Annotated in this window: 20 protein-coding genes; 5 read left to right on the top strand and 15 right to left on the bottom strand. The window is 40.7% G+C overall.

Annotation, left to right across the window (positions count from 1 at the left end):
* Positions 1 to 36 precede the first annotated feature (36 nt).
* From ACE1CA_RS26735 to ACE1CA_RS26725, 3 genes are all read right to left on the bottom strand, one after another.
* The gene (locus tag ACE1CA_RS26735) at positions 37 to 1,077 is read right to left on the bottom strand and encodes a bifunctional heptose 7-phosphate kinase/heptose 1-phosphate adenyltransferase (protein WP_413278721.1); all 1,041 of its coding nucleotides are present in this window, start codon (positions 1,075 to 1,077) and stop codon (positions 37 to 39) included.
* Between the two features lie 25 nt (positions 1,078 to 1,102).
* Positions 1,103 to 2,449, bottom strand: coding sequence for an energy transducer TonB (locus tag ACE1CA_RS26730; protein ID WP_413278722.1), 1,347 nt, complete (start codon positions 2,447 to 2,449; stop codon positions 1,103 to 1,105).
* Positions 2,450 to 2,834: 385 nt separating this feature from the next.
* The gene (locus ACE1CA_RS26725) at positions 2,835 to 3,545 is read right to left on the bottom strand and encodes a precorrin-2 C(20)-methyltransferase (protein WP_413279283.1); all 711 of its coding nucleotides are present in this window, start codon (positions 3,543 to 3,545) and stop codon (positions 2,835 to 2,837) included.
* 218 nt (positions 3,546 to 3,763) lie between these two features.
* On the opposite strand from ACE1CA_RS26725, the gene ACE1CA_RS26720 reads away from it, so the two are divergent.
* The gene (locus tag ACE1CA_RS26720; RefSeq protein ID WP_413279284.1) at positions 3,764 to 4,465 is read left to right on the top strand and encodes an esterase/lipase family protein; all 702 of its coding nucleotides are present in this window, start codon (positions 3,764 to 3,766) and stop codon (positions 4,463 to 4,465) included.
* 74 nt (positions 4,466 to 4,539) lie between these two features.
* On the opposite strand, the gene ACE1CA_RS26715 is transcribed toward ACE1CA_RS26720, so the two are convergent.
* The 9 genes from ACE1CA_RS26715 to ACE1CA_RS26675 all read right to left on the bottom strand — a co-directional run bounded on the left by ACE1CA_RS26715 (position 4,540) and on the right by ACE1CA_RS26675 (position 15,664).
* A complete protein-coding gene (locus tag ACE1CA_RS26715) occupies positions 4,540 to 6,462 on the bottom strand; it encodes a cation:proton antiporter (protein ID WP_413279285.1) in 1,923 nt (640 codons plus the stop codon).
* Positions 6,463 to 6,739: 277 nt separating this feature from the next.
* Positions 6,740 to 7,525 carry a class I SAM-dependent methyltransferase gene (locus ACE1CA_RS26710; protein WP_413279286.1) on the bottom strand — a complete coding sequence of 262 codons (786 nt, stop codon included), beginning with the start codon at positions 7,523 to 7,525 and terminating at the stop codon, positions 6,740 to 6,742.
* A gap of 173 nt (positions 7,526 to 7,698) precedes the next feature.
* On the bottom strand, positions 7,699 to 8,859 hold the full coding sequence (gene mltA, locus ACE1CA_RS26705) for a murein transglycosylase A (RefSeq protein ID WP_413279287.1): 1,161 nt from the start codon (positions 8,857 to 8,859) through the stop codon (positions 7,699 to 7,701).
* 37 nt (positions 8,860 to 8,896) lie between these two features.
* Entirely contained in the window at positions 8,897 to 9,154 is a 258-nt protein-coding gene (locus ACE1CA_RS26700) for a hypothetical protein (RefSeq protein ID WP_413279288.1), read from the bottom strand.
* A 93-nt stretch (positions 9,155 to 9,247) separates the two neighbouring features.
* Complete coding sequence (locus ACE1CA_RS26695) at positions 9,248 to 10,021, bottom strand: hypothetical protein (RefSeq protein ID WP_413279289.1); 774 nt, start codon at positions 10,019 to 10,021, stop codon at positions 9,248 to 9,250.
* Between the two features lie 771 nt (positions 10,022 to 10,792).
* Positions 10,793 to 11,164, bottom strand: coding sequence for a Mo-dependent nitrogenase C-terminal domain-containing protein (locus tag ACE1CA_RS26690; RefSeq protein ID WP_413279290.1), 372 nt, complete (start codon positions 11,162 to 11,164; stop codon positions 10,793 to 10,795).
* Positions 11,165 to 11,708: 544 nt separating this feature from the next.
* Positions 11,709 to 13,478 (bottom strand): ribonuclease J, encoded by a 1,770-nt coding sequence (locus ACE1CA_RS26685; RefSeq protein WP_413279291.1) that lies wholly within the window; start codon positions 13,476 to 13,478, stop codon positions 11,709 to 11,711.
* 210 nt (positions 13,479 to 13,688) lie between these two features.
* Positions 13,689 to 14,573, bottom strand: coding sequence for a 4-hydroxy-tetrahydrodipicolinate synthase (gene dapA, locus ACE1CA_RS26680; RefSeq protein ID WP_413279292.1), 885 nt, complete (start codon positions 14,571 to 14,573; stop codon positions 13,689 to 13,691).
* A gap of 41 nt (positions 14,574 to 14,614) precedes the next feature.
* On the bottom strand, positions 14,615 to 15,664 hold the full coding sequence (locus ACE1CA_RS26675; RefSeq protein ID WP_413279293.1) for an aspartate-semialdehyde dehydrogenase: 1,050 nt from the start codon (positions 15,662 to 15,664) through the stop codon (positions 14,615 to 14,617).
* A gap of 627 nt (positions 15,665 to 16,291) precedes the next feature.
* Here ACE1CA_RS26675 and tig point away from each other — a divergent pair.
* The 4 genes from tig (at position 16,292) to ACE1CA_RS26655 (ending at position 21,423) form a co-directional block, all read left to right on the top strand.
* Positions 16,292 to 17,839 (top strand): trigger factor, encoded by a 1,548-nt coding sequence (gene tig, locus ACE1CA_RS26670; protein WP_486517549.1) that lies wholly within the window; start codon positions 16,292 to 16,294, stop codon positions 17,837 to 17,839.
* Positions 17,840 to 18,441: 602 nt separating this feature from the next.
* Positions 18,442 to 19,086, top strand: a complete 645-nt coding sequence (gene clpP, locus ACE1CA_RS26665) for an ATP-dependent Clp endopeptidase proteolytic subunit ClpP (protein ID WP_413279295.1) — start codon at positions 18,442 to 18,444, stop codon at positions 19,084 to 19,086.
* A 9-nt stretch (positions 19,087 to 19,095) separates the two neighbouring features.
* On the top strand, positions 19,096 to 20,451 hold the full coding sequence (gene clpX / locus ACE1CA_RS26660) for an ATP-dependent protease ATP-binding subunit ClpX (RefSeq protein WP_413279296.1): 1,356 nt from the start codon (positions 19,096 to 19,098) through the stop codon (positions 20,449 to 20,451).
* Between the two features lie 120 nt (positions 20,452 to 20,571).
* Positions 20,572 to 21,423: an alpha/beta fold hydrolase gene (locus ACE1CA_RS26655; RefSeq protein WP_413279297.1), complete on the top strand. Its 852-nt coding sequence runs from the start codon at positions 20,572 to 20,574 to the stop codon at positions 21,421 to 21,423.
* 6 nt (positions 21,424 to 21,429) lie between these two features.
* Here the strand turns inward: ACE1CA_RS26655 and ACE1CA_RS26650 are convergent, their stop codons facing one another.
* The 3 genes from ACE1CA_RS26650 to ACE1CA_RS26640 form a co-directional block, all read right to left on the bottom strand.
* Positions 21,430 to 22,074, bottom strand: coding sequence for a Uma2 family endonuclease (locus ACE1CA_RS26650; RefSeq protein WP_413279298.1), 645 nt, complete (start codon positions 22,072 to 22,074; stop codon positions 21,430 to 21,432).
* Between the two features lie 65 nt (positions 22,075 to 22,139).
* Positions 22,140 to 22,700, bottom strand: a complete 561-nt coding sequence (locus tag ACE1CA_RS26645; RefSeq protein WP_413279299.1) for a Uma2 family endonuclease — start codon at positions 22,698 to 22,700, stop codon at positions 22,140 to 22,142.
* A 7-nt stretch (positions 22,701 to 22,707) separates the two neighbouring features.
* Positions 22,708 to 23,691, bottom strand: a complete 984-nt coding sequence (locus ACE1CA_RS26640) for a GntR family transcriptional regulator (RefSeq protein ID WP_413279300.1) — start codon at positions 23,689 to 23,691, stop codon at positions 22,708 to 22,710.
* Between the last annotated feature and the right edge of the window lie 222 nt (positions 23,692 to 23,913).

Below are 23,913 nucleotides of genomic sequence, written 5' to 3'. Positions count from 1 at the left end.
AGTCGTGCAAATTCCTAACAACAAACTAGCTTGAATTTAAAATTGCTCAAGTTCATCTAACAAACTTTCTAAAGCTGATTTAATTTCTCCTGATGTTGTTGTGGAAGTGCCGAATTTACGGATGACAATACTAGCAGCTAAATTGCCTAAAACTGCTGCTTCCCAAACTGAGGCACCAGCACATAAACTTAATGTTAAAGCAGCAACAACTGTATCGCCAGCACCAGTAACATCATACACATCTGTGCGGTTAAAAGCGGGTATATGGGAACTGGATGAATCAGTACGATCGAACAAACTCATGCCAAATTCTCCGCGAGTAATTAAAATTTGTTGCGCCTGAGTTAATGTCAACAAATCCTTTCCCGCTTGGTCTAAAATTTCCAGTGAAGAAATTGGATAACCTACCGCTTTTTCTGCTTCTGGCAAATTAGGAGTAAACAAAGTTGCACCTGCAAAACGTTGTAAATTTTGCTGGGTATCAACAATAGTTAAAGGGTGAGTTAAAGCTGCTGCAATTACCGGGGGAGTGAATACACCATCACCATAATCTGAACAAACTACTACATCAACTTTTTCTACTTGAGAGCGAATGTAATCAGCTAATTGTAATTGTAAACTTTCTTCTGGTAAATCGTCAGATTTGCGATCGACCCTAACAATTTGTTGCGTTACTGACTGACGTGCGTGCCCAGAAATTCTCGTTTTTGTCACCGTCGGACGATGCAAGTCTAAAAAAATACCACTAGTGTCAATTTCCGCAGCTTCAAAAATCCGTCGCAAAGCTTGACCTTGATCGTCTTTACCTAATAATCCTACTACCTGAACTTGCGCCCCTAACTTCGCTAAATTATAAACTGCATTAGCTCCTCCACCAGGCACTTGTTTAGTCTGTTCGTGACGGATAATTAAAACAGGTGCTTCACGAGAAACCCTTTCTACTTGTCCTGTCAAAAATTCATCAAGAGTTAAATCTCCCACAACTAACACTTTAACTTGATCAAAGTTCTCCACAAATGAAAATAATTTCTCTGAAGAACTATGCAGTTGTTTAGCAAAAGATGAATCCAGAATCATAGGCAAGTATTAAAGTTTAATTAGTTTAACGATTAGCAGCTTCCGAAGCAGTAGGTAAATCTTTTTGATCTATAGCAAAGCGATATTGGTAGATTTCATATTTGCCGCTAGCAGGAAAATCACGCTTTTTCACTTGATCGATCGCCAAGTCATTAAGTTGATTATAACCAGTACTCTGGATTAATTTTGTTTCCAAAATTTTGCCTTCTGGATCGACTAAAACAGCAATTCCTGCCTGACTAACAGATGGTAATTTTATCTTAAACGAAGAACGAACTGTATCGTCAAACGGTTTTTTAGGGGCATTTAACCTATTTGAATACTGTCTAACTTTGTCCTTCCACCAGTCATTAAAGGTTGCATTTGCGTCGAGTTCTCTTGTATTGGTAGCATCGTAACCATACGATACTTTAATTCGAGCTTCTACATCTTCTTGATTAATATCATTCCTCAAATTATTGCGACTTTGTAGGTCGGCTAAACTTATATCATCTCTATTTTGACTTTGACTCTGAGTACTTGTTTCACCCCCAACTAAATTTGGCTGCAATGGATTGCGATCGAGTAATTCCCCTGTTGTTTCATTATTTCGATTTCGATTTTGATTACCCCGAACTTGAGTTCTTCTTTGACTAGATTGAGTAGTTTGTGTAGATTGAGCAGATTGAGCAGATTGAGTAGTATTTAAATTTTGCTGTTGTTGAGCAAGATACCTTTTATAAGAGTTATAAGAGTCCTCAAATTGGCTAACAGACATTCCTCTATCTGGTTGAGATTGATTTCTTTGTTGTAGCTGAATTTCTGCTCTTTTTTGAGTTGGCGATGGCGAATCTAAATTTGATTGACGACTAGTTATTTTTTCATCAATTTGAGGCTGTTTTATCCGCGAAGATTGATTATTTCTCCGATTGTTTTTTACAGTTTCTTGAGGAGATTTAGGAACTGTAGTTCGATCGCGACGGCGCGAAGTTGGAGTTTTCACCTCTGGAGTTTTCACTTCTGGAGTAGGTAAAGGTGGGGAAGGATTGGGGTTGTAAATGGGAAAACTCGGTGGTGCTGGTAAAGTAACTTCTGATTTAGCTTGGGGCAAACTAGGCAAAAGATTGACAGGAGTTTGTTCCTGTGGCAGAGGTAAAGTTGGTTGCGTTCTCTGTTGGGCATATTCTGGCAACCTGAGAATTTCCTCTGGCGTTAATTGTACAACTCTCACGCTGCGTCGATCGCTTGCTACAGCTGTTGGTTTATCAGCCATTGGCACTACTGGTTGATAAAACCAAAATAGCGAATGCAGCCCAACAGAGGTTAATGCTGCCACAACTAACGGCAAATTTAGAGTTCCAGTTATGGTGTTGATGGGTGAAAGGTGAGACATAGCAGATAACTTAAGCTAAGTTTTGCGATCGATCGTGGGGACTGGGGACTGGGGACTGGGGACTGGGGACTGGGGACTGGGGACTGGGGACTGGGGACTGGGGACTGGGGACTGGGGACTGGGGACTGGGGACTGGGGACTGGGGACTGGGGACTGGGGACTGGGGACTGGGGACTAGGGATTGCTTATAGATCCAGCGTTTTAACCACTAATCTAGTTTACTTATTACCATAAGTACGAGAGATCTATATTTCATGTTAGCGACACAAAGTTTAGACTATCAGAAGTATCCCCTAGTTGGTTATATCTTAAAGGCACTAGACAGGAAATTTCCTTAACTCAAAACTCTCCCAGTCCCCAGTCCCCAATCCCCAGTCCCCAGTCCCTAACCCCTAATCACCTTGACAATTAGCAACGAAAAATAGTGCAATTTCAACTCGGAGCGATCGCGCAAATCATCATACACTACTTGCTCAGCTGTAGTTGCCCGTTCCACCACATAACTATGCTGCAACAAATCTCTTTGCTGTAACATTTGCCAAACCTGCGGATAAACTGAACTTACCTTCATTAACACCACCACATCCGCCCAATTTAAAACCGCTTCTAACTCTTCTACCCGATAAAGAGCAGGTAAAATCACCAAACGTTGATCCCTTATGGTTAAAGGTAGCCCCAAAGCTGACGCTGCTGCCATTGGCGAAGCAACTCCCGGTACTGTCTGCACCCTTACTTCTGGGTGTTGCTGCTGCAAAGTTGCTGCCAAATAAGTAAAAGTGCTGTAAAAACTAATGTCTCCCTCACAAACAAAAGCAACATCCTCTCCACGTTGCAAATATTCCCATACCTGCTGCGCCGCTAGTTGCCATGCCGAATTTAAACCTGCCTCATCCTGGATGTAAGGAAACTGTAAAGCTAACTGCACCCGATCGCATATCCATTGCCAAACAATAGTCTGCGCTATCCCCTTTTTACCCCCAATTCCAGCCGGAAAAGCCACAACTGGTACACTTTTGAGTAAATTTAATCCTTTTAGAGTAATTAACTCTGGATCTCCTGGGCCTACACTAATTCCGTAAAGAGTGCCTGTTTGCACGACGATCGACAAAATTTTTGATTGTTTACTTTTCTAAGGTAACAAAGGTTTTTCTAGCTCATGTATCCGTTTTTGCTAAAAATCTAAGTAATTATACAGATAAAAATTTCAGTTGATAAGCATAAAATTTTACTAGAAGTTAAATTAAGTAACTACTGAAAATACTTCTAGACACAAATTTACCAGTAAATTCTGAAATTAGAGCTATTAGAACCAAAATGCCATTACCTGTTGTTATTTTACCTGGATATCTTGAAGGGGCGACTGCTTACATAGCCTTAGAGAAAAGCTTACAAGAACTTGGTTTTCCTACGGTAACAGTACCATTACGAAAGAGAGATTGGTTGCCGACGGTGGGCGGTCGATCGATGGTGCCGATTTTACGCAGACTAGATCGTACTGTCAAACAAAGTTTGAAGCAAAACAACGCCTCTCAAGTTAATTTAATTGGACATTCAGCAGGTGGTTGGATTTCCCGAATTTACATTGGAGAAAAACCATATACTATTCATGGCGATGCGATCGAATCAGATCGGCTTTGGAGCGCTCATCCTCATGTCGCCTCACTCGTATCTTTGGGAACTCCTCACATTAGTTTAGAACGTTGGACAAAACGTAATTTAGATTTTGTTAACAGTAACTATCCTGGTGCGTTTTATCCCTACGTTCGTTATGTTTGTATTGCCGGAAAATCCGTTTTTGGCGCAAGAAAAAAAGGGAGTTGGTTAGCTTTTAACAGTTATCAAATCACCTGTGGTAACGGTGAAACTTGGGGAGATGGAATTACACCGATCGAAGCCGCACATTTAGAAGGCGCAGAAAATATCACCATTGAAGGCATTAGACATTCTCCGAAATCACCTGGAATGTGGTATGGTTCTCCTGAAATTTTGCCACTTTGGACAAAGTGTTTAGTTTAATTTGTCATTTCTTACTTGCTATTAGTCATCTATCCATTGAGTTTATTACTGTATTCCTCTTGTCGGCTTTAGATTTAAGCTTTTTCCAAAGAAGGTTCTCTTACTGAATAAGGAATTGGTACTTCTTCAACTTTTGGAAGTTTTTCTAATACTAAAGGAGAAGAAGGACTAGCACCAGATAAACGTTTGAGTAAATTCGGTCGCAAATCGTGTAATAGGTAGATAATGCGATCGCCAATCTGCCATTCTTCCGCCACCGGAACAATCATCAAATGTTCGTCTCTTTCCATTAGCAAAGGCACAAATTCTCCCGAATGAATTAACGCTTGCAAATGTGCCTGTTGAAAAGCAAAACCTTCTTCTTTTAATTCAGTTTCTCCCAACTTCACTTTGCCATCATTTAAATATTCATTCCAAGTTTTAATTTGTAAATGTTGCACAAAAGCTTGTTGAATTTTACTATGATGATTCTTATTTTCATTACTTAGTTGAGGATCGCGAGGGAATACAGCTAAAACTCTCGGAGGGGAAAACTCTTCAGTTGCTCTTTGCGCCAAAACTAAATTTACTTCCCCATTATTAGTCATAGAAATAAAGGTTCCCGCCGTAGCTAATCCAGCTTTTTCCAATACTTCCATATCCAAAGCACTACTTAAGAAAACTCGCAAATTTTCCTGTTCTGCTAACTTACAAGCTTCTGGATCGGTATCAATCAAAACAGCTGATTCACCTCGTTCTTGGAACATTCGTGCAATCAACCTTCCCAAAGCATGAGAACCGACAATCACCACTCCAGTTGCTTGTGTAGAAGTAATTTTCAGTAATCTAGCCACCAAACCTGCGGTTAATCCTTGGAAAAACACCGTCATAATAATGGTCAAAAAAACCAATGCCTTGATTGAATCTCCGCCATTAAATCCCCTTTGAGTTAACAGAATCGCAAACAAAGAAGCAACGGAAGCAGAAACAATTCCTCTGGGTGCAATCCAACAGACAAATAGTTTTTGTCGCCAATTTAAGCCACTATTCCAAGTACAAAGAAGGATACTAATTGGGCGTACCACAAACATTAATACCAAAATGGTAAAAACGCTACCCCAACCTAAAACAAATAAACTGGCGATCGACAAATCTGCTGATAGCAAGATAAATAAAACAGAAACGCTTAAAATAGTCAACTGTCCTTTAAAGCGTCGGATTAAACGTTCTTCGGGAACGGCAGATGCTCGCAAAACAATTCCTGCAACTACAGTAGTCATCAGTCCCGATTCGCTGCGAATCATTTGCGCTAGGGTAAATAAACCCCACAAACCCGCCAAAACTACTAAGTTTTTCAGTTCTTCCGAAATAAAATTGGCTCTTTTCAGAATCCAACCCAGCAACCAACCACCACTAGCACCGATAATTCCCCCAATACCCAAGCGCAGGAATAGACCGCTGAAAGCTAAAAGCGGGTTAGCATTCGGGTTGAGGATGGTATCTAAAACCACCACTGCCAGAATCGCACCTACAGGGTCAATTAAAACCCCTTCTCCTTCTAAGAGGGTAGCAACTTGCCGATCGACCTTCACCTGTTTAAGCAACGGACTAACCACAGTTGGCCCTGTAACCACTACCAAAGAAGCATAAAGGAAAGCGATCGACCAAGGAAACTCACCCAACCAATGCGCCGCCATGCCACCGCCAATTAAAGTAATTAGCGTGCCGATAGTCACCAAATTTCGCAAACTACCAGAAACCCTTCCCAGTTCCCGTAATTCCAGGTTTAGTCCCCCTTCAAACAGAATCACAGCTACCGAGAGTGCCACAATTACCTCTAAACCAGTACCCAGCAAATTGGGATGCAACACACCCAAACCACTTGGCCCTAACGAAATGCCAAATACCAGTAAGAAGACGATACTAGGAACTTTCAGAAATTCCGCGATCGCCTGGGCACTTATGCCTGCGATGATAGTAATGACCATCAACAGGGTAATATCAAAGGATGCTTCCATAGGTCTTTATTAACTTGCAGGCTAACAATCAGAGCAGGGAACAGAGAACAGGAAAGTCTTAGGTTAAGCAATTTCTCCTTTTGTCCCTTTGTCTTCATATTTTGGGTTTGGTCAAAATGCCTCATTTATAATGCACAAATGCTTTGCCGATCTTGAGTGAGTACACGGATTAATATGGTGATTGTTACTACGAATAAATCGCCGCACCAAGGCTCGATCGCAGAGGTTTTTAGCGGAGAGGAAAAGAAATAAATTCTTCCTAAAGCCAAAAGTAGATTTAAAGTTTTTTTATTCTACTACCTGCTTTAATCATTTTTTCATTATGCAATGCTCCGTAAATATCTGCCAGCTGTTTAAGATAAGTACGTTGAGCGGCAAAATCAGGATTGCGAATAATTTTATCAGGATAGGGGTAAGGTGAAAGTGAGGATGTAAAGATAGAAATGCAATCCGTAAATTTTTCACTGCGCCAAGTAAATACTTCTTGGGTAATCACGCGCAACCCTGCCGCTTCCGCAGCAACACGGAAAGTCTGAGCGCTGACATCGAGCGATCGCCAACCAGTAAACTCATCTTTTTGTAAATCCGAGTATTCACCCATATTAGAATGATGAATCCAACCGCATCCGGTTTCTGTTAATTTAGCTGCAAGTTGTTGCAAATAAGCAGCTAAAGTCGGTTGGTCAGCATGAACTAAAGAATCAAAACTAAAAGCAAAATCGATCGAATTATCCTCAATCATTGCCAAAGAAGAACCATCATTGACAAAATAGCGAATATGGCTATGTTTCTCAAACCTTTCTTGGCAAATTTGCATACATTTCTTCGACAAATCGACTAAAATCAACTCTTGACACAAGTCTTTGAGAAATTCTGTCCACCGTCCCGCACCGGGCGCTATTTCCAAAATTCTGGCAGCTGGAACAAACGGATAAAGTCTGGGCATTAGCACTGCATACCATTGAATCGGAATATTACCCCAATTTCTCGACCATTCAGCACCACCCTCAGACCAATCATAGCTATCATTCCAAGTCTGGTAGTTCTCCTCTATAGTTGGCATTAATTACACTCCTCTCGCTGTCTTTATTGGGGATTGGGTACTGGGTGAGTTTAGAGTTAATGAATTTCCCCTAGTTCCTAGTCCCCTTCGTTAGTTTTGAGTTTTAAGTTTTGAGTTTTGAATTAATAACTTAAAACTCATAACTCAAAACTCAAAATTTTCCTAGTCCCCATTCACTCTTTGAGCAACAAATAATAAAGTTGCCCGCTACTCTTCATCACGCCTGCTCGATCGCCCGCTAACTGACCAGTTCCCATGAACACATCCACCCGACCTGCGCCTTTAATCGCACTTCCGGCATCTTGATCCAAGACAAAGCGGCTAACTTGGCGAAATTCCATCTCACCTCTGCGCTTGGGGAAAGGTAAGGAAGTGTTAATTAAGGCTAAAGCACCTGGGGGCATTAAATCTTTGTCGGTAGCGATCGACCTTTCCGGGGTCACTGGTACGTTAGTGTAGCCCGTTGCTGGCGCACCACCACTATCCCGGAAGAAAATAAACGGGTGATAACGTGGCAGATAAACGCTCAATTCTTGGGGATAATGGCGGAAAAAATCGATCATCACGGGCATTGATAGCCCTGATAGCGGTAATTTGCCATCTTTCGCCAGTTCTCTACCCACGCTGATGTAAGGATGATCGGTTTTACCTGCATACCCAACACTCATAATTCTGCCATCGGGTAATTGCAGACGGGCAGAACCTTGAATGTGAATTAGAAAAGCTTCCAGGCGATCGCGCAACCAAGCTAGTTCTAACCCTCTTAATCGCCCTTTTTCACCCTGTAAACCGTCTTTCCCTTCCAATTCCAATCTTGTTGGGTGCGGACGTTGCCAACTGGCAAAATCAGGTGGTAAGCGGTAAATCGGATAGCGGTAATTTTCATCTGGTGTCAGACTAGCTTGATAAATTGGCTCATAGTAGCCTGTAAATGTCACCGTTCCTCTGCGATCGTGACCGACGGATTGGTAAAAGACAAACTCTCGTCTTACAGCTGCTCTTAATTGTGCTGGAGAATCAGAGTTAATTACCAATTGGCGAAACCTTACCAAACTCCGTCGCACCCTAGCTAAAGTAATTCCCGTTACAGGATATTTAGCGTAAGCTGCCGCTGCTTTGGACGATCGCAAATATCGCAGACTATTGGCAATAGACTCCAATAAAGCCTGTTTATCTCCCCTTTGTCCGGGACTACCCCAGAGGCGATCGTCTAAACCTAACTGTTGCTCCTGTGGTTCCGTAATCGGTTGCAACGGTAAGCTACTGTTAGGAATCGGAATCTGAGCAAACATTATGCCCAAACTAAGGGCGAAAGAACCTAGCGTATTAATCATCAAGCTACTCGGTCAATACTGGATGTGAATATCGGTTCTAGTCGTCGAATCGTTCGACACTGGATGTGAACACTGGTTCTACTCGAATCGCCAATATCCGGGATGGTCGTACCACCATGTATTCTCCCTGAATGTTCTTAATTGGAACGTTAATAAAGTCATTGGAGGAAGATTTTGGCACCAGTTCCCCGCTGTACCACTTTTGAAAGTCTTGAATTGTCGGGAAACGCACCTCTTCCCTGTGACCACCTTCGATTAATAGGTGTACTGCATATTCAGAAGGAGTTCTGGGCATAACAGAAAACTATTCTCTACTGTATGGAAACATATTACGGGCAAAAGTTACTCGAACTGACAAAATTTTCAAGAACTGCCCAATTTAACAGCTTTAAGAAAATAAATTATACCTTGCTAGTTGCGCTTCGATCGCACTTGGCAGCATTTCCTCTAATTCTTCGGCATCTTTAAACGACAATCTTTGGTATTTTGGCAAGTCAAAGGGAAATTGTCCCCTCATTTCCGGTCGTTCCATTTGCGCTAACAAAATTTGTTCGCTACGCTTGCTTTGGAGCGCATAACCCAGTTCTAAGCAAACTTTGGGACTAGGAATTAATTGTGCTGGCGTTCCTTCACCTTCAAAACGAGCGATCGCTGTACTATCAGCAATAAACAATAAGCTTTTGCGGATTTTCCGCATCATCATCTCACTCAACCGCAGCGGGCTATCGGTAGGACGCTGTGATTCTACCAGTTTTAGTGTTAAACGCGATCGCTGATTCAAAATTTCTACCGTATTTTGCAACCCTTCCCGCAAAGCTTCACTCGCTAAAGCATATTCTTTTTGATAACACAGGAAAATTGTCGGTTCTAAATCCGCCATTACCGATTGTTTGGTGAAATAGATCTCATGACTGCATAAATCGATGTTGGCAATGGTATAGCCACCGCTACCCTCAATGTAAAATTCTACAGTTTCCCCATCCAAATATTTTTCAAACCAGGCCGATCGCTTGACTTCCTGGCTATCTTCCAAAAAATCTGCCCGCAACCCCGACTTTAACAAACTATTCTTACTGAGACGCAAATCATGGGTACGTTTCTCCAGTTCTTTCAGTGGCTCATACTTCTGGAGATACCAAGCTCTCAGCGCAATAATCGCCATAATACTTAATTTAATTCAAATAGCGAAGTTCAGACTTATATTTTAAAGTCTTTCTGCAAAACTCGCTTTTATCTTTGGAAATCCTTTACAACACAACAACACCCAAGCCTTACTTATCGAGTGATTTCCTGTGATTGGTAATACTATCTAGAGTTACATTGATTGAAAAACCATTGTATTACTCTCAGTTAACCAGCTTAGGAAATATCAATGTTCCGGTTGGGTGTTGTTTTCGGACGAGACAGACGTAAGTTAAACAGCTGTTTTTCCTCTTTTTTACTTAAGTAACTTGACACCAGGCTGTTTGATCTGCCAGGGAAGCTTTTCTTTGCTTCTATTGTTAGAATAACAGCCCTTTTATTGGAGAGCAAGCCTATGAAAATAAACTTTACTTTGATTAGTGCGAACACTCACAAAAATGTAATAACTTAGTTGCTAATTACTAAAAAATAAGTACGTTGTTGCGCTTCAGCGCTTTCATCTAAAGCGCTAAAGCGCAACAACGTACCCCAGCAACAACATTTTCTGATTAGACGATCGCTAAATTCCGAAAACTCAACAAATGAATTGAAAAGCTAATATTTCTGATCTCTACTCTCCCAACTAGACAAAGCAGAAACTCAAATGGGACACCAAATAAATAATCAAGCTACTACAGCAATAAGAAGTTTAAGTTAGCAGATTTAGATACAGTTGAGTCAGCAAGCCACTTCGATCGCCAAAAAAATAAATCTTTCCTCCCCTAGCTATTCCCAATTTTAGTAGGAGTAACTAACAGTATTGCGATACATCTTCACCGCATTCATCAGCTAAGTAACACAAAGCACGAAAGCGTAATAAAGATACCTCTTCATAAAGCGGATTCAACTTACACAAAGGCGGAATATGAAATAAACTCCGACCAAACAGTTTCACATCACGCTCAAAAGGACATTGCGCTGGAATCATCTCACACAAACGATGCGCTAATTCTGGATCTCGAACGTCTATATTGTTCAGTATCCGCCGCAAAGGTTGTAGCAAATCAAAGCGTTTTTTCGGACTTCGATGGTTACTTGTGTTTCCAACTGTAACATTTTCTTGATTTGTCCAAATCCAGGTTGTAACCTGAGTGTCTTCTATGGTAGATTGAGATACATTCATTTTTCATAACTCCAAGCTTCCCAAGAGGAGGTTATCTTCCTCTATGGTTTGACTACATGATCTCAAATGGTTTTGCCGGATTACTACAGCCATTTGATTGATCTTTTGCGGGTTGGAATTCCTAAAAACTCCAACTTACGGATGAGTTGTAGCTTTAGCTTTCCACAACTCCATTTTATACTGATTACAATCAGGATGTTTTTAATTCCGTAGGGCTTATACTTAGATGCGGTCAGAAAACAAGCGTTTCAGGATTTGTTAAGTCATTATTAATTGTTTTTGCTCAATAAATGACTAAGGCAATTGAAAGGTTATTTGATGACTTCGTACAGTATAACTCACTAGAAATTAAAGCCCGGTTTAGTATAGCCACTTTAGAGAAGCATTGACAAGCCATAAAATAAAGTTTGAGTAATTCTACTAATTATAAAAAGGCGATCGGTGAATAGGTATAATTACCAAATTCACCAATCACTAACTAGCGAATACCCAAGATGGAGTATATCTGGAACTAGAATTTCCTCTGGGAAATTTTCTTAGTTTCTTAAGAAGCTACTCTAGCGGTGACGCGACGACGACGACCAGTAACTTTAGAGGGGGGTAGTTCTGGTGTTTGTAACAGGAAGACTAATAGCGGACGACTTTGGAGTTCGCGGCGTAGTAGTCTAGCAATCGCCTGTTCTAGTTGAGCTTGTAAGCCAGTCCAGTCTACTTCTACTTCTTCAGTATCGAAGTTACGGGCAAATTCTCGCCAGCGATCGCTCAACAAGTTTTCGATGGTTTGTTGTACCAATTTTTGTAGTAAACTCTGCTCGACGGCTGTTACTACACCACGCAAATGTACTTCTGGTCTAGCTGCGAGTTTCCCATCCCAATCTACAGCAGCAGCGATGGTAACTACTCCATCTTCGGCTAATTGTTGCCGTTCTTTGAGGACATTATCGTGAACTACACCAGCACTATCTACCAGTTGTAAACCAGATGGGACTTTACCTGCGATCGCAATGCTATCTTCAGAAAGTTCGACCACATCGCCGTTATCTACAATTACCATATTTTCTGCCGGAACTCCCATATTTTGAGCAGTTTCGCTGTGTTTCACTAACATACGGTGTTCGCCGTGAACTGGTAAAAAGAATTTCGGACGAGTTAAAGCTAACATCAGTTTTTGGTCTTCTTGACAGGCGTGACCAGAAACGTGAATGCCTCTTTCTCTACCGTAAACTACGTTAGCACCTTGGATCATCAACTTGTCGATCGTATTGACAACTGCGATCGTATTTCCGGGAATTGGATTAGCAGAAAATATTACTGTGTCACCCTTGCGAATTTTAATATGGGGATGTTCTTGATTAGCAATGCGAGTCATCGCCGCTAAAGGTTCCCCTTGCGACCCAGTAGTAAGAATTAAAACTTGTTCGTCTGGTAAATTTCGCGCAACTTGCCAAGGTTGGAGTAAATTATCCTCACATTTGATATAACCTAAATTTCGCGCATGGGCAATCACATTTAACATAGATTTACCCAACACCGAAACAATCCGATTATGCTTTTTCGCCAACTCCAAAACAATATTGATTCGGTGTACCGAAGAAGCAAAAGTTGTCAGCATAATCCGTCCAGTAGCTTGACCAAAAATGCGGTCTAAATTCGGATAAACGGACATTTCCGAAGGTGTTTGTCCGGGGACTTCCGAGTTAGTTGAATCACTCACTAAACACAGAACACCTTTTTCGCCATGTTCCGCTAACCTTTGGAAATCAAACTTTTCGCCATCTACAGGAGTGTGGTCAATTTTAAAGTCACCTGTGTGAATAATCACTCCCACTGGGGTATGAATAGCCACTGTAAAACTATCGGCAATTGAGTGAGTATTGCGAATAAATTCTGCGAAAAAGTGAGTACCAATTCGCACAATATCACGAGGCAATACTGTTCTTAATTCAGTTTGTTTAGCAACTCCAGCTTCTTCAAGTTTACCCTGCAATAATGCCATTGCTAAACGTGGGCCATAAATCACCGGAATATCAAATTGTTTTAGATGATAAGGAATACCGCCAATATGGTCTTCATGACCGTGAGTGACGATCATGCCTTTAATTTTATGGCGATTTTCCTTCAAATAGGTAGTATCTGGTAAAACAATATTTACCCCGTGCATTCCATCTGTAGGAAAAGCTAAACCAGCATCTAAAAGAATAACTTCATCATCATATTCAAAAATGCAGGTGTTTTTTCCGATTTCATGTAATCCCCCCAACGGAATAATTTTTACTGTTTGAGTTGCTTTTGCAGAATTTGTATCTTGAGTCATTTGCATCCTTTGATTTTAGTAACAAGAAATTTGGTTTTGGTATATGCGGTAATTAGTAATTGGCTAATTTAATCCCAGATTGAATCTTCAATCTATCGCTTAAAATTTGCCCTATTCTCTTTACCTGTTAGCTCTTAATTTTTGTCTAACTGTCCAGAGTTTTATGGAAAGAAATATTCAATTGTCAAAAACTTGGCTTAGTCATTCCTGTTAAATTAAGGAAAGTTTTTCTAAAGCTGTTTTTAATTTGTGAATTTCTTCATTTGATGGTTCGCAAAGCGGCGGGCGAACGCTGCCAATATCCCAACCTTTTAATTTTAAAGCTGTTTTTACAAGAATTGGATTTGTGGTGATAAATAGTGACTTAAACAAGGGAAGAAGTTGTAAGTGTATTTTTAATGCTTCGGAAGTTTTACCTACTTCAAAGGCTTGCACCATTTGCTGAATTTCATTGCCGACTAAATGGCTGGCAACGCTAACTACTCCAGTTCCGCCAACTGCTAATAAGGGCAATGTCAAGGAATCATCTCCAGAGTAAATCTCAAATTCTGGCGGGGTGAGATTGCGAATTTGACTGACTTGATCCATACTGCCGCTTGCTTCTTTAATAGCGACAATGTTGGGAATTTCTGCCAAACGAGCCACTGTTTCTGGTGCCAAGTTTTGCCCGGTGCGACCAGGTATATTGTAGAGCATTATTGGCAGATCGGGAAAGCTTTTGGCGATCGCCTGAAAATGCTGGTAAAGTCCTTCTTGAGGTGGTTTGTTATAGTAAGGAACCACTTGCAGAGAACCATCTATTCCTATTTTAGCGGCTTTTTGGGTGGCTGCGATCGCTTCTTCAGTTGAATTAGAACCTGTTCCGGCAATAATTTTCGCTTTTCCGGCTACCGCTTGCTGTACTACCTGAAATAATTCTAATTCCTCTGCTAATTTCAGTGTTGGAGACTCACCCGTAGTCCCACAAATCACAAAAGCATCTGTACCATTTTCTGCCAAATGTCCGGCTAGTTGCTCTGCAACTGTATAATTTACACTGCCATCTTCATTAAAAGGTGTAACTAAAGCGGTTATTACCCTACCAAACTTTCCCACACTCTTTTTTCTCCTAATGATTTGCTTCCTAATTTATATCTTTACTTCTTGCCAGAAATAGCCAATTCTGGAGTTACCAGTGAATTTTCCTTCACTAATAATTCAGCAATTTGTACGGCATTCAAAGCTGCACCTTTGCGAATTTGATCGCCACTAAGCCATAGTTCTAACCCATTAGGATTAGAAATATCTTGCCGAATTCGACCTACTAAAACATCATCTTTACCGCTTGCTTCGATCGGCATCGGGAAATAATTAGCTTGCCAATCTTCTACCAGTTTAACCCCTGGTGACTGACTCAGAATTTCCCTGGCTTTTTCCACAGGAAAGGGTCTACCAAATTCTAGGTTAATCGCTTCTGAATGTGCCCGGAGTACGGGAACCCGAACGCAAGTTGCCGTAATTCGCATTTCTGGATTAGCAAAAATTTTCCTAGTTTCATTGACCATTTTCATCTCTTCTTCACAATACCCCAATTCGTTCAATTTGGAGTTATGAGGGAACAAATTAAATGCCAAAGGATAGGGGAAAATTTCTGTTTTTGCTGGTTCACCTTGTAAAATTGCCTGGGCTTGTGCTTTCATTTCTTCCATTGCTCTAGCACCCGCACCGCTAGCAGATTGGTAGGTTGCTGCTACTAGGCGCTGTATTGGCTCTAGTTGGTGTAGGGGCCAAACCACTACTGCCATTAAAATAGTCGTACAGTTGGGATTGGCAATAATTCCTTGGTGAGTAAATGCTGCTTGGGGATTAACTTCTGGGACGACTAAAGGTACATTGGGTTCCATACGAAAAGCGCTGGAATTATCAATTACTACTGCCCCAGATGCCATTGCTTTCGATGCCCAAATTCTGGAAGTAGAAGCGCCAGCAGATGCTAAAACTATATCTACATTGTTAAACACATCTTCGCTTACTGCTTCTACAGGCAGATTTTCTCCTGCGAACTGTATAGTACGTCCAGCAGAACGGGGAGAAGCCAATAATTTCAAGTCAGCTAGGGGAAATTGACGACTTGCCAATAATTCTAAAAACTCAGTACCGACTGCTCCTGTTGCTCCTAAAATTGCTACTCGATAGGTTTTTGCCAAAGTTGATTCCTCCGAAAATATTGTTTGCTGCTAAAAGGTTGAGAGTTCATTAAGTATAAGTTCTAGTTGTAAATTTTTCTACAACTATGGGGGTTTGGGTTTGCAGGAATTGAGCTTGTTTGCCTTAAACTTAGGGCGAGCAGAGACTCTTAACCTATTAAGTGTGTAAGTAATCAATACGATCGCTTATTTATTGTTTAGTTATATCGGTAATTTAAAAACATATACACTAATTATGCAAATTTTACAAAATTCTTGACTTTATAGATTAAAGATTAACCTGGGATTCGGCAACAAATGAGTATGCTATATGTACTATCATCAGATACGAACCCAAAACAGAAAAGCACCACCTCATGCTTGAGGCTGTAGTCAGAACTGACTTATGCTCGTCTAGTTTGGCAAATACCAGATTAGCTGGTTGCTTGCACCAGCATATCACGGTGTAAGACCTGCGATCGGGGATAGTCCAAAATTTGAGAGCATGATAGCCCTAAAACTGGGGCTAAAGTTAAGCTAACAGGCAGTGGCTGGAAAAGCCAGGGCAAGCATTACTGAAAAAGAAAGCCCTAGCCCCTGTTTTAGCCAAAAAATAATCAATTTCAGTTATTCGGAACCGGAAAATTCATGAAAGTTACCCAGGAAAAGCTTCCCGCTAGCCAGATTGGTCTGGAAATAGAAATTCCCCCTGAAATGTCCAAAAAAGCTTACGAGCACGTTATACAAGACTTGGCTCGCAATGCTAACATTCCTGGATTTCGCAAAGGCAAAGTACCCCGGCAAATACTTCTCCAGCGCTTTGGTGCGGCGAGACTTAAAGCAGCTGCGTTGGAAGATGTAATTCGCGATGGCGTACAACAGGCTGTGAAGCAAGAGAATATTAATGCTATTGGGGAATTCTATCTCGATACTCCCCAAGAGGAATTAGTGCAGAAGTTTCAACCAGGAGAAGCTTTAACTATATCTGTGAAGGTGGATGTGCCACCGGAAGTGAAATTAAACCAATATACTGGTTTAGATATTAAAGTTGAAGAAGTAAAGTATGACCCAGAGCAAGTTGAGCGATTTTTGAGCGATCGGCAAAAGGAAATTGCTACATTAATTCCTGTAGAAGGGAGAACCGCCCAAGAAGGAGACGTAGCTGTAGTAGATTTTCAGGGTCGGACAGTGAGTGAAGAGGAAGGCGGTGAGGATACCCCTATTCTCGGTGGTGAAGCCGAGGACTTTCAGGTAGAACTAACAGAGGGAAAGTTTATTGAAGGTTTTACAGATGGGATTTTGGGCATGAACCCAGGAGAAACTAAAGATATTTCAGTAAAATTTCCCCAGGAGTATCCACAAACTGATTTAGCAGGTAAATCCGCTATTTTTACAATTACTCTTAAGGAACTGAAAGAGAAAGAGTTACGAGAATTTAATGATGACTTTGCTCAAGAGGTTAGTGAGTTTCAAACTTTGGCAGAGTTAAGAGAAAGCTTGGAAAAGAGGTTTCAAGACACAGCGAAAAGTAAAACTGATACGAATAAAACAGAGGCGATTCTGCAAGCATTGCAAAACCAGATAGAAGTAGATTTGCCGGAAACTCTAATTCAACAGGAAGTAGATTCTATTTTGACTCAAACAGCAATCCGACTGAGTAATCAAGGAATTGATGTGAGAAAGCTGTTTACTCAGGATATGGTAACGCAAATGCGACAGGTATCGCGGGGTGATGCGATCGATCGTTTAAAGCGCAACCTAGCTCTTCAAAAAGTCGCTAAACTAGAATCTATCGAGGTAGAACCCGCTGCTATTGAAGCTAAAATGCGAGAGGTAAAGCAGGAATTTAACGATGAGGATAATATCGACCCAGAAAAGCTCCGAGAATTTGTAAAAGAAGACTTACTGAAAGAAAAAATCATTAACTGGCTGACAGAACATTCTAATATTGAGCTAGTGCCAGAAGGTACATTAGAAATCAGCACCCCAGAAGCATCTGAGTCCACCGCAGAAATAACTGTAACTCCAGAAGCAACTGATGAGTCCACCGCAGAAATAACTGTAACTCCAGAAGCAACTGATGAGTCCACCGCAGAAATAACTGCAACTCCAGAAGCAACTGAGTCTACAGCAGAAATAATTGTAACTCCAGAAGCAACTGAGTCCACAACGGAAGCATCTAGCACGGATGAGTAATTAATAGCAGGGATAAGCTGTTCCGCATTTAAATTGGATTGTTTGGAAACAGAAGAAAATTGGTCTAATTCTCTCCCCTGCCCCCCTGCTCCCTGCTCCCCTGCTCCCCTTCCCCCCTGCTCCTCTGCAATCTCAATAAGTGATTTAAATGCGTGACAGCAACTGGTGGGAATACATAATCAATTTATGAAAAACTTTGATTATGATTCTCACTAATCGGCAGTGGAAAAGTTCTTAAAAGCTGATTAAAATCTTCTAACTTCTTGTCTTGCCAATTTATCTTAATTAAAATTAATTAAAATTTGGATTTGCTTACGATCGTCCTAAGTTCAGTAATATCTAAAAATTAATAGCTGAAAATACAGTAAAATTTGCTAAGGATAGCGAAAAATTTTACCTAACTTAACTAAAGGTAGAGTCAAGGATTAGGAAAAACTTTGGGTGAGATGCCCAAAAATTAGAGTAATTCGATATAACGGATATAGATACCTATTCACTTAGCAATCCCAGTTAAGAAAATTAATTGTTAGCTCTCACCCATCGATCGTCTTTTTATGGTTTCATCAGACTATCCCATCTACTCATTTTCGAGCTTGCATCAAATGGAAATTCCGAACCAAAGCCCAAAGAATATGCTCCCAATGGTAGTAGAACAAACAGGCATGGGAGAAAGAGCTTATGATATTTACTCCCGACTGTTAAGAGAAAGAATAGTGTTTCTGGGTACACAAGTTGACGATGACGTAGCAGACTCATTAGTAGCTCAATTGCTATTCTTGGATGCTGAAGACCCAGAAAAAGACATCCAACTGTATATCAACTCTCCAGGGGGTTCAGTGACAGCAGGGATGGCAATCTACGATACCATACAGCAGATTCGCCCCAATGTAGTGACTATCTGTTACGGTTTAGCCGCTAGTATGGGAGCGTTTTTACTGACTGCGGGAACTCGTGGGAAACGGATGTCTCTGCCTAACTCGCGGATTATGATTCACCAACCGCTAGGTGGTGCCCAAGGTCAAGCAGTAGACATTGAGATTCAAGCCAAAGAAATTCTTTATCACAAACGTAAATTAAATGAATTATTGGCTTATCATACAGGTCAACCTCTAGATAAAGTAGAAGTAGATACCGATCGCGATTTCTTTATGTCAGCAGCTGAAGCTAAAGACTATGGTCTCATCGATCAGGTAATTACCAAGCAAAACATCCCCCTGTCGGCGAACGCCGCTACTACACTCAAGTAAGAGGCATTTATGTCTAAATACGACTCCCATTTAAAATGTTCCTTTTGTGGCAAATCTCAGGAGCAAGTACGCAAACTAATTGCTGGGCCGGGAGTCTATATCTGTGATGAATGTGTTGACCTGTGTAACGAAATATTAGAAGAGGAGTTGTTAGATACAAATCCGGCAACTCCCCAAGCAAACAGCAGGCAAGAACAACCACAGAAGCGGCGTTCCCGCTCGGCTCATCTTTCCTTGCATCAAATTCCCAAACCGAGAGAAATTAAGAAATATTTAGATGAATATGTAATCGGTCAGAATGAAGCTAAGAAAGTCCTGTCGGTAGCTGTCTATAACCATTACAAACGTCTCAGCTTTATTCAGTCAAAAAATAATGGCAAGGTCAGTGCTGACGACACCGTAGAATTACAAAAATCAAACATTTTGTTGATGGGGCCAACTGGCTGCGGGAAAACACTGTTGGCGCAAACTTTGGCAACGATGTTGGACGTGCCATTTGCGGTGGCAGATGCCACAACTCTCACAGAAGCGGGTTACGTTGGGGAAGATGTGGAAAATATCTTACTCCGATTGCTGCAAGTGGCAGATTTCGACGTGGAAGAAGCCCAAAGAGGAATTATCTACATCGATGAAATTGATAAGATTGCCCGCAAGAGTGAAAATCCTTCGATTACCAGAGATGTATCTGGGGAAGGTGTACAGCAAGCTTTGCTGAAAATGTTGGAAGGAACGGTAGCTAATGTGCCGCCTCAAGGTGGACGCAAGCACCCCTATCAAGACTGTATCCAACTCGATACCAGCAATATCTTGTTTATCTGCGGTGGTGCTTTCGTTGGGTTAGAAAAGATTATCGAACAACGGATTGGCAAACGCAGCTTTATGGGATTTGAGGTTGACTTAAATGGAGCGGAGATTAGTAAGCCAAGGGAAAAGAGAACGGCCGATCTTTTGAAGCATCTGGAACCGGATGATTTGGTAAAATTTGGTATGATTCCAGAGTTTATCGGTCGGATACCTGTGGTGGGAATGGTTGAGCCGTTGGATGAGGAAAGCTTGACGGTAATTTTGACTGAGCCTCGGAATGCTTTAGTTAAGCAGTACCAAAAACTGCTGAAGATGGATAATGTTCAGTTAGATTTTAAACCAGATGCGGTGCGAGCGATCGCTCAAGAAGCCTATCGTCGCAAAACTGGTGCTAGAGCATTACGGGGAATCGTGGAAGAGATTATGCTCGATGTCATGTACGAGTTACCTTCCCGGAAAGATGTCACTCGTTGCATGATTACCAAGGAAATGGTAGAAAAACGCTCTACCGCAGAACTCTTGTTACATCCTTCCTCTTTACCAAAACCAGAATCAGCGTAAAATGGTCGTTGGTCGTTGGTAGTGGGTAGTTGGTAGGAAACAATTAAATCTACATAACTACCTATTGAGTAAAAACGAATGACCAATGATTAATCACAAATGACCAATAACTAATGACCAATGCCATTAATTAAAATTCGTGGTGTCGAGCATTTTTACGAATGGATTCGCAGCGAAACTGGAAAAACAAAACCAGTAATGGTTTTTGTTCACGGTTGGGCGGGTTCTGGTAGATATTGGGAAAGTACGGCTCAAGCTTTAGCAGATGATTTTGATTGTTTACTCTACGATTTGCGAGGTTTTGGTCGTTCCCGTTTGCCTTTAATAGAAGCAGAAGATGCAGCTAAAATAACTTATGAATTGGAAGAATATGCTGAAGATTTAGCAGCATTATTAGATGCTTTCCAGTTGGAAAAAGTTTATCTTAATGCTCACTCAATGGGTGCTTCGGTAGCGACACTATTTTTAAATTTGTATCCCCAGCGAGTGGAAAAGGCAATTTTGACTTGTAGCGGCATTTTTGAGTATGACGAAAAAGCTTTTGCTGCTTTTCATAAATTTGGTGGTTATGTGGTAAAAGTTCGTCCCCGCTGGTTAGGAAAAATTCCCTTTGTGGATAAACTTTTCATGAAACGCTTTTTATATCGTCCCTTACCAAGTGCGATTAGTCGATCGTTTTTAGAAGATTTTCTCACAGCAGATTATGAAGCAGCTTTAGGAACTATTTTTACTTCTGTGAGTAAGGAAGCATCGGAAGTAATGCCGAAAGAATTTGTTAAATTAACAGTGCCAACCTTGTTAGTTTCGGGGGAATTTGACCAAATTATTCCCGCAGAAATGGGGCGACAAGCAGCAAATTTAAGTGATAAGGTTGAGTATGTTTTAATTCCGAAAACTGCTCATTTTCCCATGTTGGAAGATGCAGAAACTTACTTACAAAAGGTGAAAGTATTTTTGGGAGTTAATGATTGAAATAAGCTAATTTTGTTGAAATTGAGTTAATAACCACCTATAAACTTGTCCTTGATCCATTTGACGAGTGCGCCGAAAAGCTTCGTTTAATAATGAAATTTTTAATCCTGGTAATATGTGGGATTCAGTAATTCTACGACTGCCATTATTTTCAATCAAAAAAGCTATAACTTGGACGTTTGGTACATCAACAATCCAATATTCCTTTACTTTTAACTCTTCATATATTAAACGTTTTTCACCTTTATCATCTGCTAATGAAGTGTTAGCTACTTCTATAACTAAGGTTGGTGGAGGATAAGTATCTAAGTCAATAATTGAAGTTCCATAAGGAATTATGTTAGCATTTTCACCAATGTAATAAGATACGTCAGGTTGCACGTCTTGAACCCCTGTTTTACGGTAAGTGCAGTTATCTTTACCAGTTAAAGCAATTTGTTTAAGTGCAGCAAATAAGCCGACAGCAACAATAATTACAGTATGATCGCTGGCATGGTCGTTTCCTACTGGTGACATTTCAATCCTCATTTTTCCATTGTGATAGTAGCATTTTGCTTTTTCATAGTTGGGATTGTCAACTATTTCTATATATTCATTCCAACTAGCTTTTATCCAGGTGTCAGTTACTATTTCCGTCAAACTTTTGCTCATAATTCACCTTTATTTAAATCAAGGTAGAAATAACTCAGATTTACCGATCTTCAATTGGATTTAATTTAACTAAAACTTAACCAACTAAAAATTTGTTTAGCTGTTAGTTCTAGGGGAATTCCATTAATTACTGGTAACTGATTAGTACCTTGAAAAATTTCGATTTGCTGACCGGGAAACATGGCGATAATACTTTCGGTGTCTAAGTCGATCAACCAACCTAATTCTGTGCCGTTTTGGGAGCAATGCAACAATTTACTTAGGACTAATGTTTGTTTTTGGTCAGGGGAAAGAATTTCGATCGCCCAATCAGGATAAATTTCAAATCGATTAGCAATTCTTCCCGATGATTTAGTGGGAATTCTTTCCCATCTAAATACTGAAACATCAGGGACGATCGATTCACCACCAAAAGTGCAGCGTAGTTCGGGAAATGCTATAGCAATTTTTGGTTTTTTCGCTACTCGGTTAATCTCTTCACAAATTTCTAGTTGCAGTAGACTATGTTCGCCTTGTCGAATTGGTTTTTGAATGATTTCTCCCTTAATGAATTCTGATGCTGGATTAGTTTCGGGAGATTTAAAAAAATCTTCTAGACTGCTCTTAGATTGAATATTTCCGGTCATAGTTTCTTTATCCTAAACCTAATTCTCGCTTGAGTAAGTTAATGGAATTAATCCCAATGTAGTTTTCACAACAGATTAATTGAGGAGGGCGAATTAAATCATCTCTTGCTTCAGCAACCACAGCTTTAACAGTAGCAAAACTAGCTTGGTCGCTAACAATAACTCTGGCGCTGCGAACTAAAGCATTAAGTTTATAAGTATCGCCTTTTTGGGCTGTCATTACTAGTAAATCTTCTCCGCGTAAACTGTGAACGATCACTTCGGCGGCGCGAAGAATACCAGAACTGAGACTAACTAAACCTAAACAACTATCTTTTGGTAAAGTGCTGACAATTTGAATTTCTTTACTGTAGTCGTAGATGTCGATCGGAATTACTCGCACAGATTTGGGAGCAACGATCGCTTCTGCTTCACCAATAAAATAGCGACTAGTAACCACTGTACCAGAATGAGTTTGTTCTAAAGATTTTGCTAGTTGTTCTAATGGAACTAATTGTACGGGAATTCCCAATGCTTGTTCTAATTCCTGTACCATTAATTCACCAACTCCAATATCATAAATTGGGGCAGTGACAAGAACGCGAGCGCTACAACGTAAACGCCAATCAATTTCTCCTAAAAACAACTCTCTGGCTTGGCTGAGATTACAACCTTGTGCTAAAAGTTTATCTAAACTTTCTTGGACAATTTTACTAGCATCGGGGTATTGTTCTAAAATGGGCGACTTAATTTTAGTTCCGCCTTCGTGACCTTGAGCGCGAACGTAAATTCCCGACCCAGCTTGAGAGTCTACTAATCCTATCTCTTCTAAATGACGATAGACTTTGCTAATAGTGTTGCGGTGTAAACCCGTTTGCATGGCTAATGCTCTGGTGCTAGGAAGGCGATGTCCAGGGGGAAATTGACGGGATGCGATCGCGAACCTAATCTGATTAAATAGTTGGGTAGAAGCCGGAATTTCACTATCAGGCTGAATATGAAATTGAACCATACCAGAGCCTCCAAGGACTCCAAATAATTAATTAACTGAGTTGACGTACACACCAAGACACCAAAAATCCTTATTTTTGTCTGTATCTCCAGTTTATGGTCATCCTACCCAAAAATGTCTATCCAAAAATTGCCATAACTGCATCGTATCCTTTCCCAAGCTAATTCCCTGGTAAACTCCAAAACAGCTAGTAAATCGCCATCTAGGTTTTCCTGTGCTTAG

This window comes from Floridaenema evergladense BLCC-F167 (assembly GCF_041929205.2).
Taxonomy (GTDB): Bacteria; Cyanobacteriota; Cyanobacteriia; order Cyanobacteriales; family Aerosakkonemataceae; genus Floridanema; species Floridanema evergladense.
Note: the sequence above shows the minus strand (reverse complement) of the source record. Positions and strands in the feature narration are given on the sequence as shown.

Coding starts and splice junctions, on each gene's coding strand:
- ACE1CA_RS26735 (WP_413278721.1), bottom strand. CDS start 1,077: ATGATTCTGGATTCATCTTTTGCTAAACAACTGCATAGTTCTTCAGAG.
- ACE1CA_RS26730 (WP_413278722.1), bottom strand. CDS start 2,449: ATGTCTCACCTTTCACCCATCAACACCATAACTGGAACTCTAAATTTG.
- ACE1CA_RS26720 (WP_413279284.1), top strand. CDS start 3,764: ATGCCATTACCTGTTGTTATTTTACCTGGATATCTTGAAGGGGCGACT.
- ACE1CA_RS26715 (WP_413279285.1), bottom strand. CDS start 6,462: ATGGAAGCATCCTTTGATATTACCCTGTTGATGGTCATTACTATCATC.
- ACE1CA_RS26710 (WP_413279286.1), bottom strand. CDS start 7,525: ATGCCAACTATAGAGGAGAACTACCAGACTTGGAATGATAGCTATGAT.
- mltA (WP_413279287.1), bottom strand. CDS start 8,859: ATGATTAATACGCTAGGTTCTTTCGCCCTTAGTTTGGGCATAATGTTT.
- ACE1CA_RS26700 (WP_413279288.1), bottom strand. CDS start 9,154: ATGCCCAGAACTCCTTCTGAATATGCAGTACACCTATTAATCGAAGGT.
- ACE1CA_RS26695 (WP_413279289.1), bottom strand. CDS start 10,021: ATGGCGATTATTGCGCTGAGAGCTTGGTATCTCCAGAAGTATGAGCCA.
- ACE1CA_RS26690 (WP_413279290.1), bottom strand. CDS start 11,164: ATGAATGTATCTCAATCTACCATAGAAGACACTCAGGTTACAACCTGG.
- ACE1CA_RS26685 (WP_413279291.1), bottom strand. CDS start 13,478: ATGACTCAAGATACAAATTCTGCAAAAGCAACTCAAACAGTAAAAATT.
- tig (WP_486517549.1), top strand. CDS start 16,292: ATGAAAGTTACCCAGGAAAAGCTTCCCGCTAGCCAGATTGGTCTGGAA.
- clpP (WP_413279295.1), top strand. CDS start 18,442: ATGGAAATTCCGAACCAAAGCCCAAAGAATATGCTCCCAATGGTAGTA.
- clpX (WP_413279296.1), top strand. CDS start 19,096: ATGTCTAAATACGACTCCCATTTAAAATGTTCCTTTTGTGGCAAATCT.
- ACE1CA_RS26655 (WP_413279297.1), top strand. CDS start 20,572: ATGCCATTAATTAAAATTCGTGGTGTCGAGCATTTTTACGAATGGATT.
- ACE1CA_RS26650 (WP_413279298.1), bottom strand. CDS start 22,074: ATGAGCAAAAGTTTGACGGAAATAGTAACTGACACCTGGATAAAAGCT.
- ACE1CA_RS26645 (WP_413279299.1), bottom strand. CDS start 22,700: ATGACCGGAAATATTCAATCTAAGAGCAGTCTAGAAGATTTTTTTAAA.
- ACE1CA_RS26640 (WP_413279300.1), bottom strand. CDS start 23,691: ATGGTTCAATTTCATATTCAGCCTGATAGTGAAATTCCGGCTTCTACC.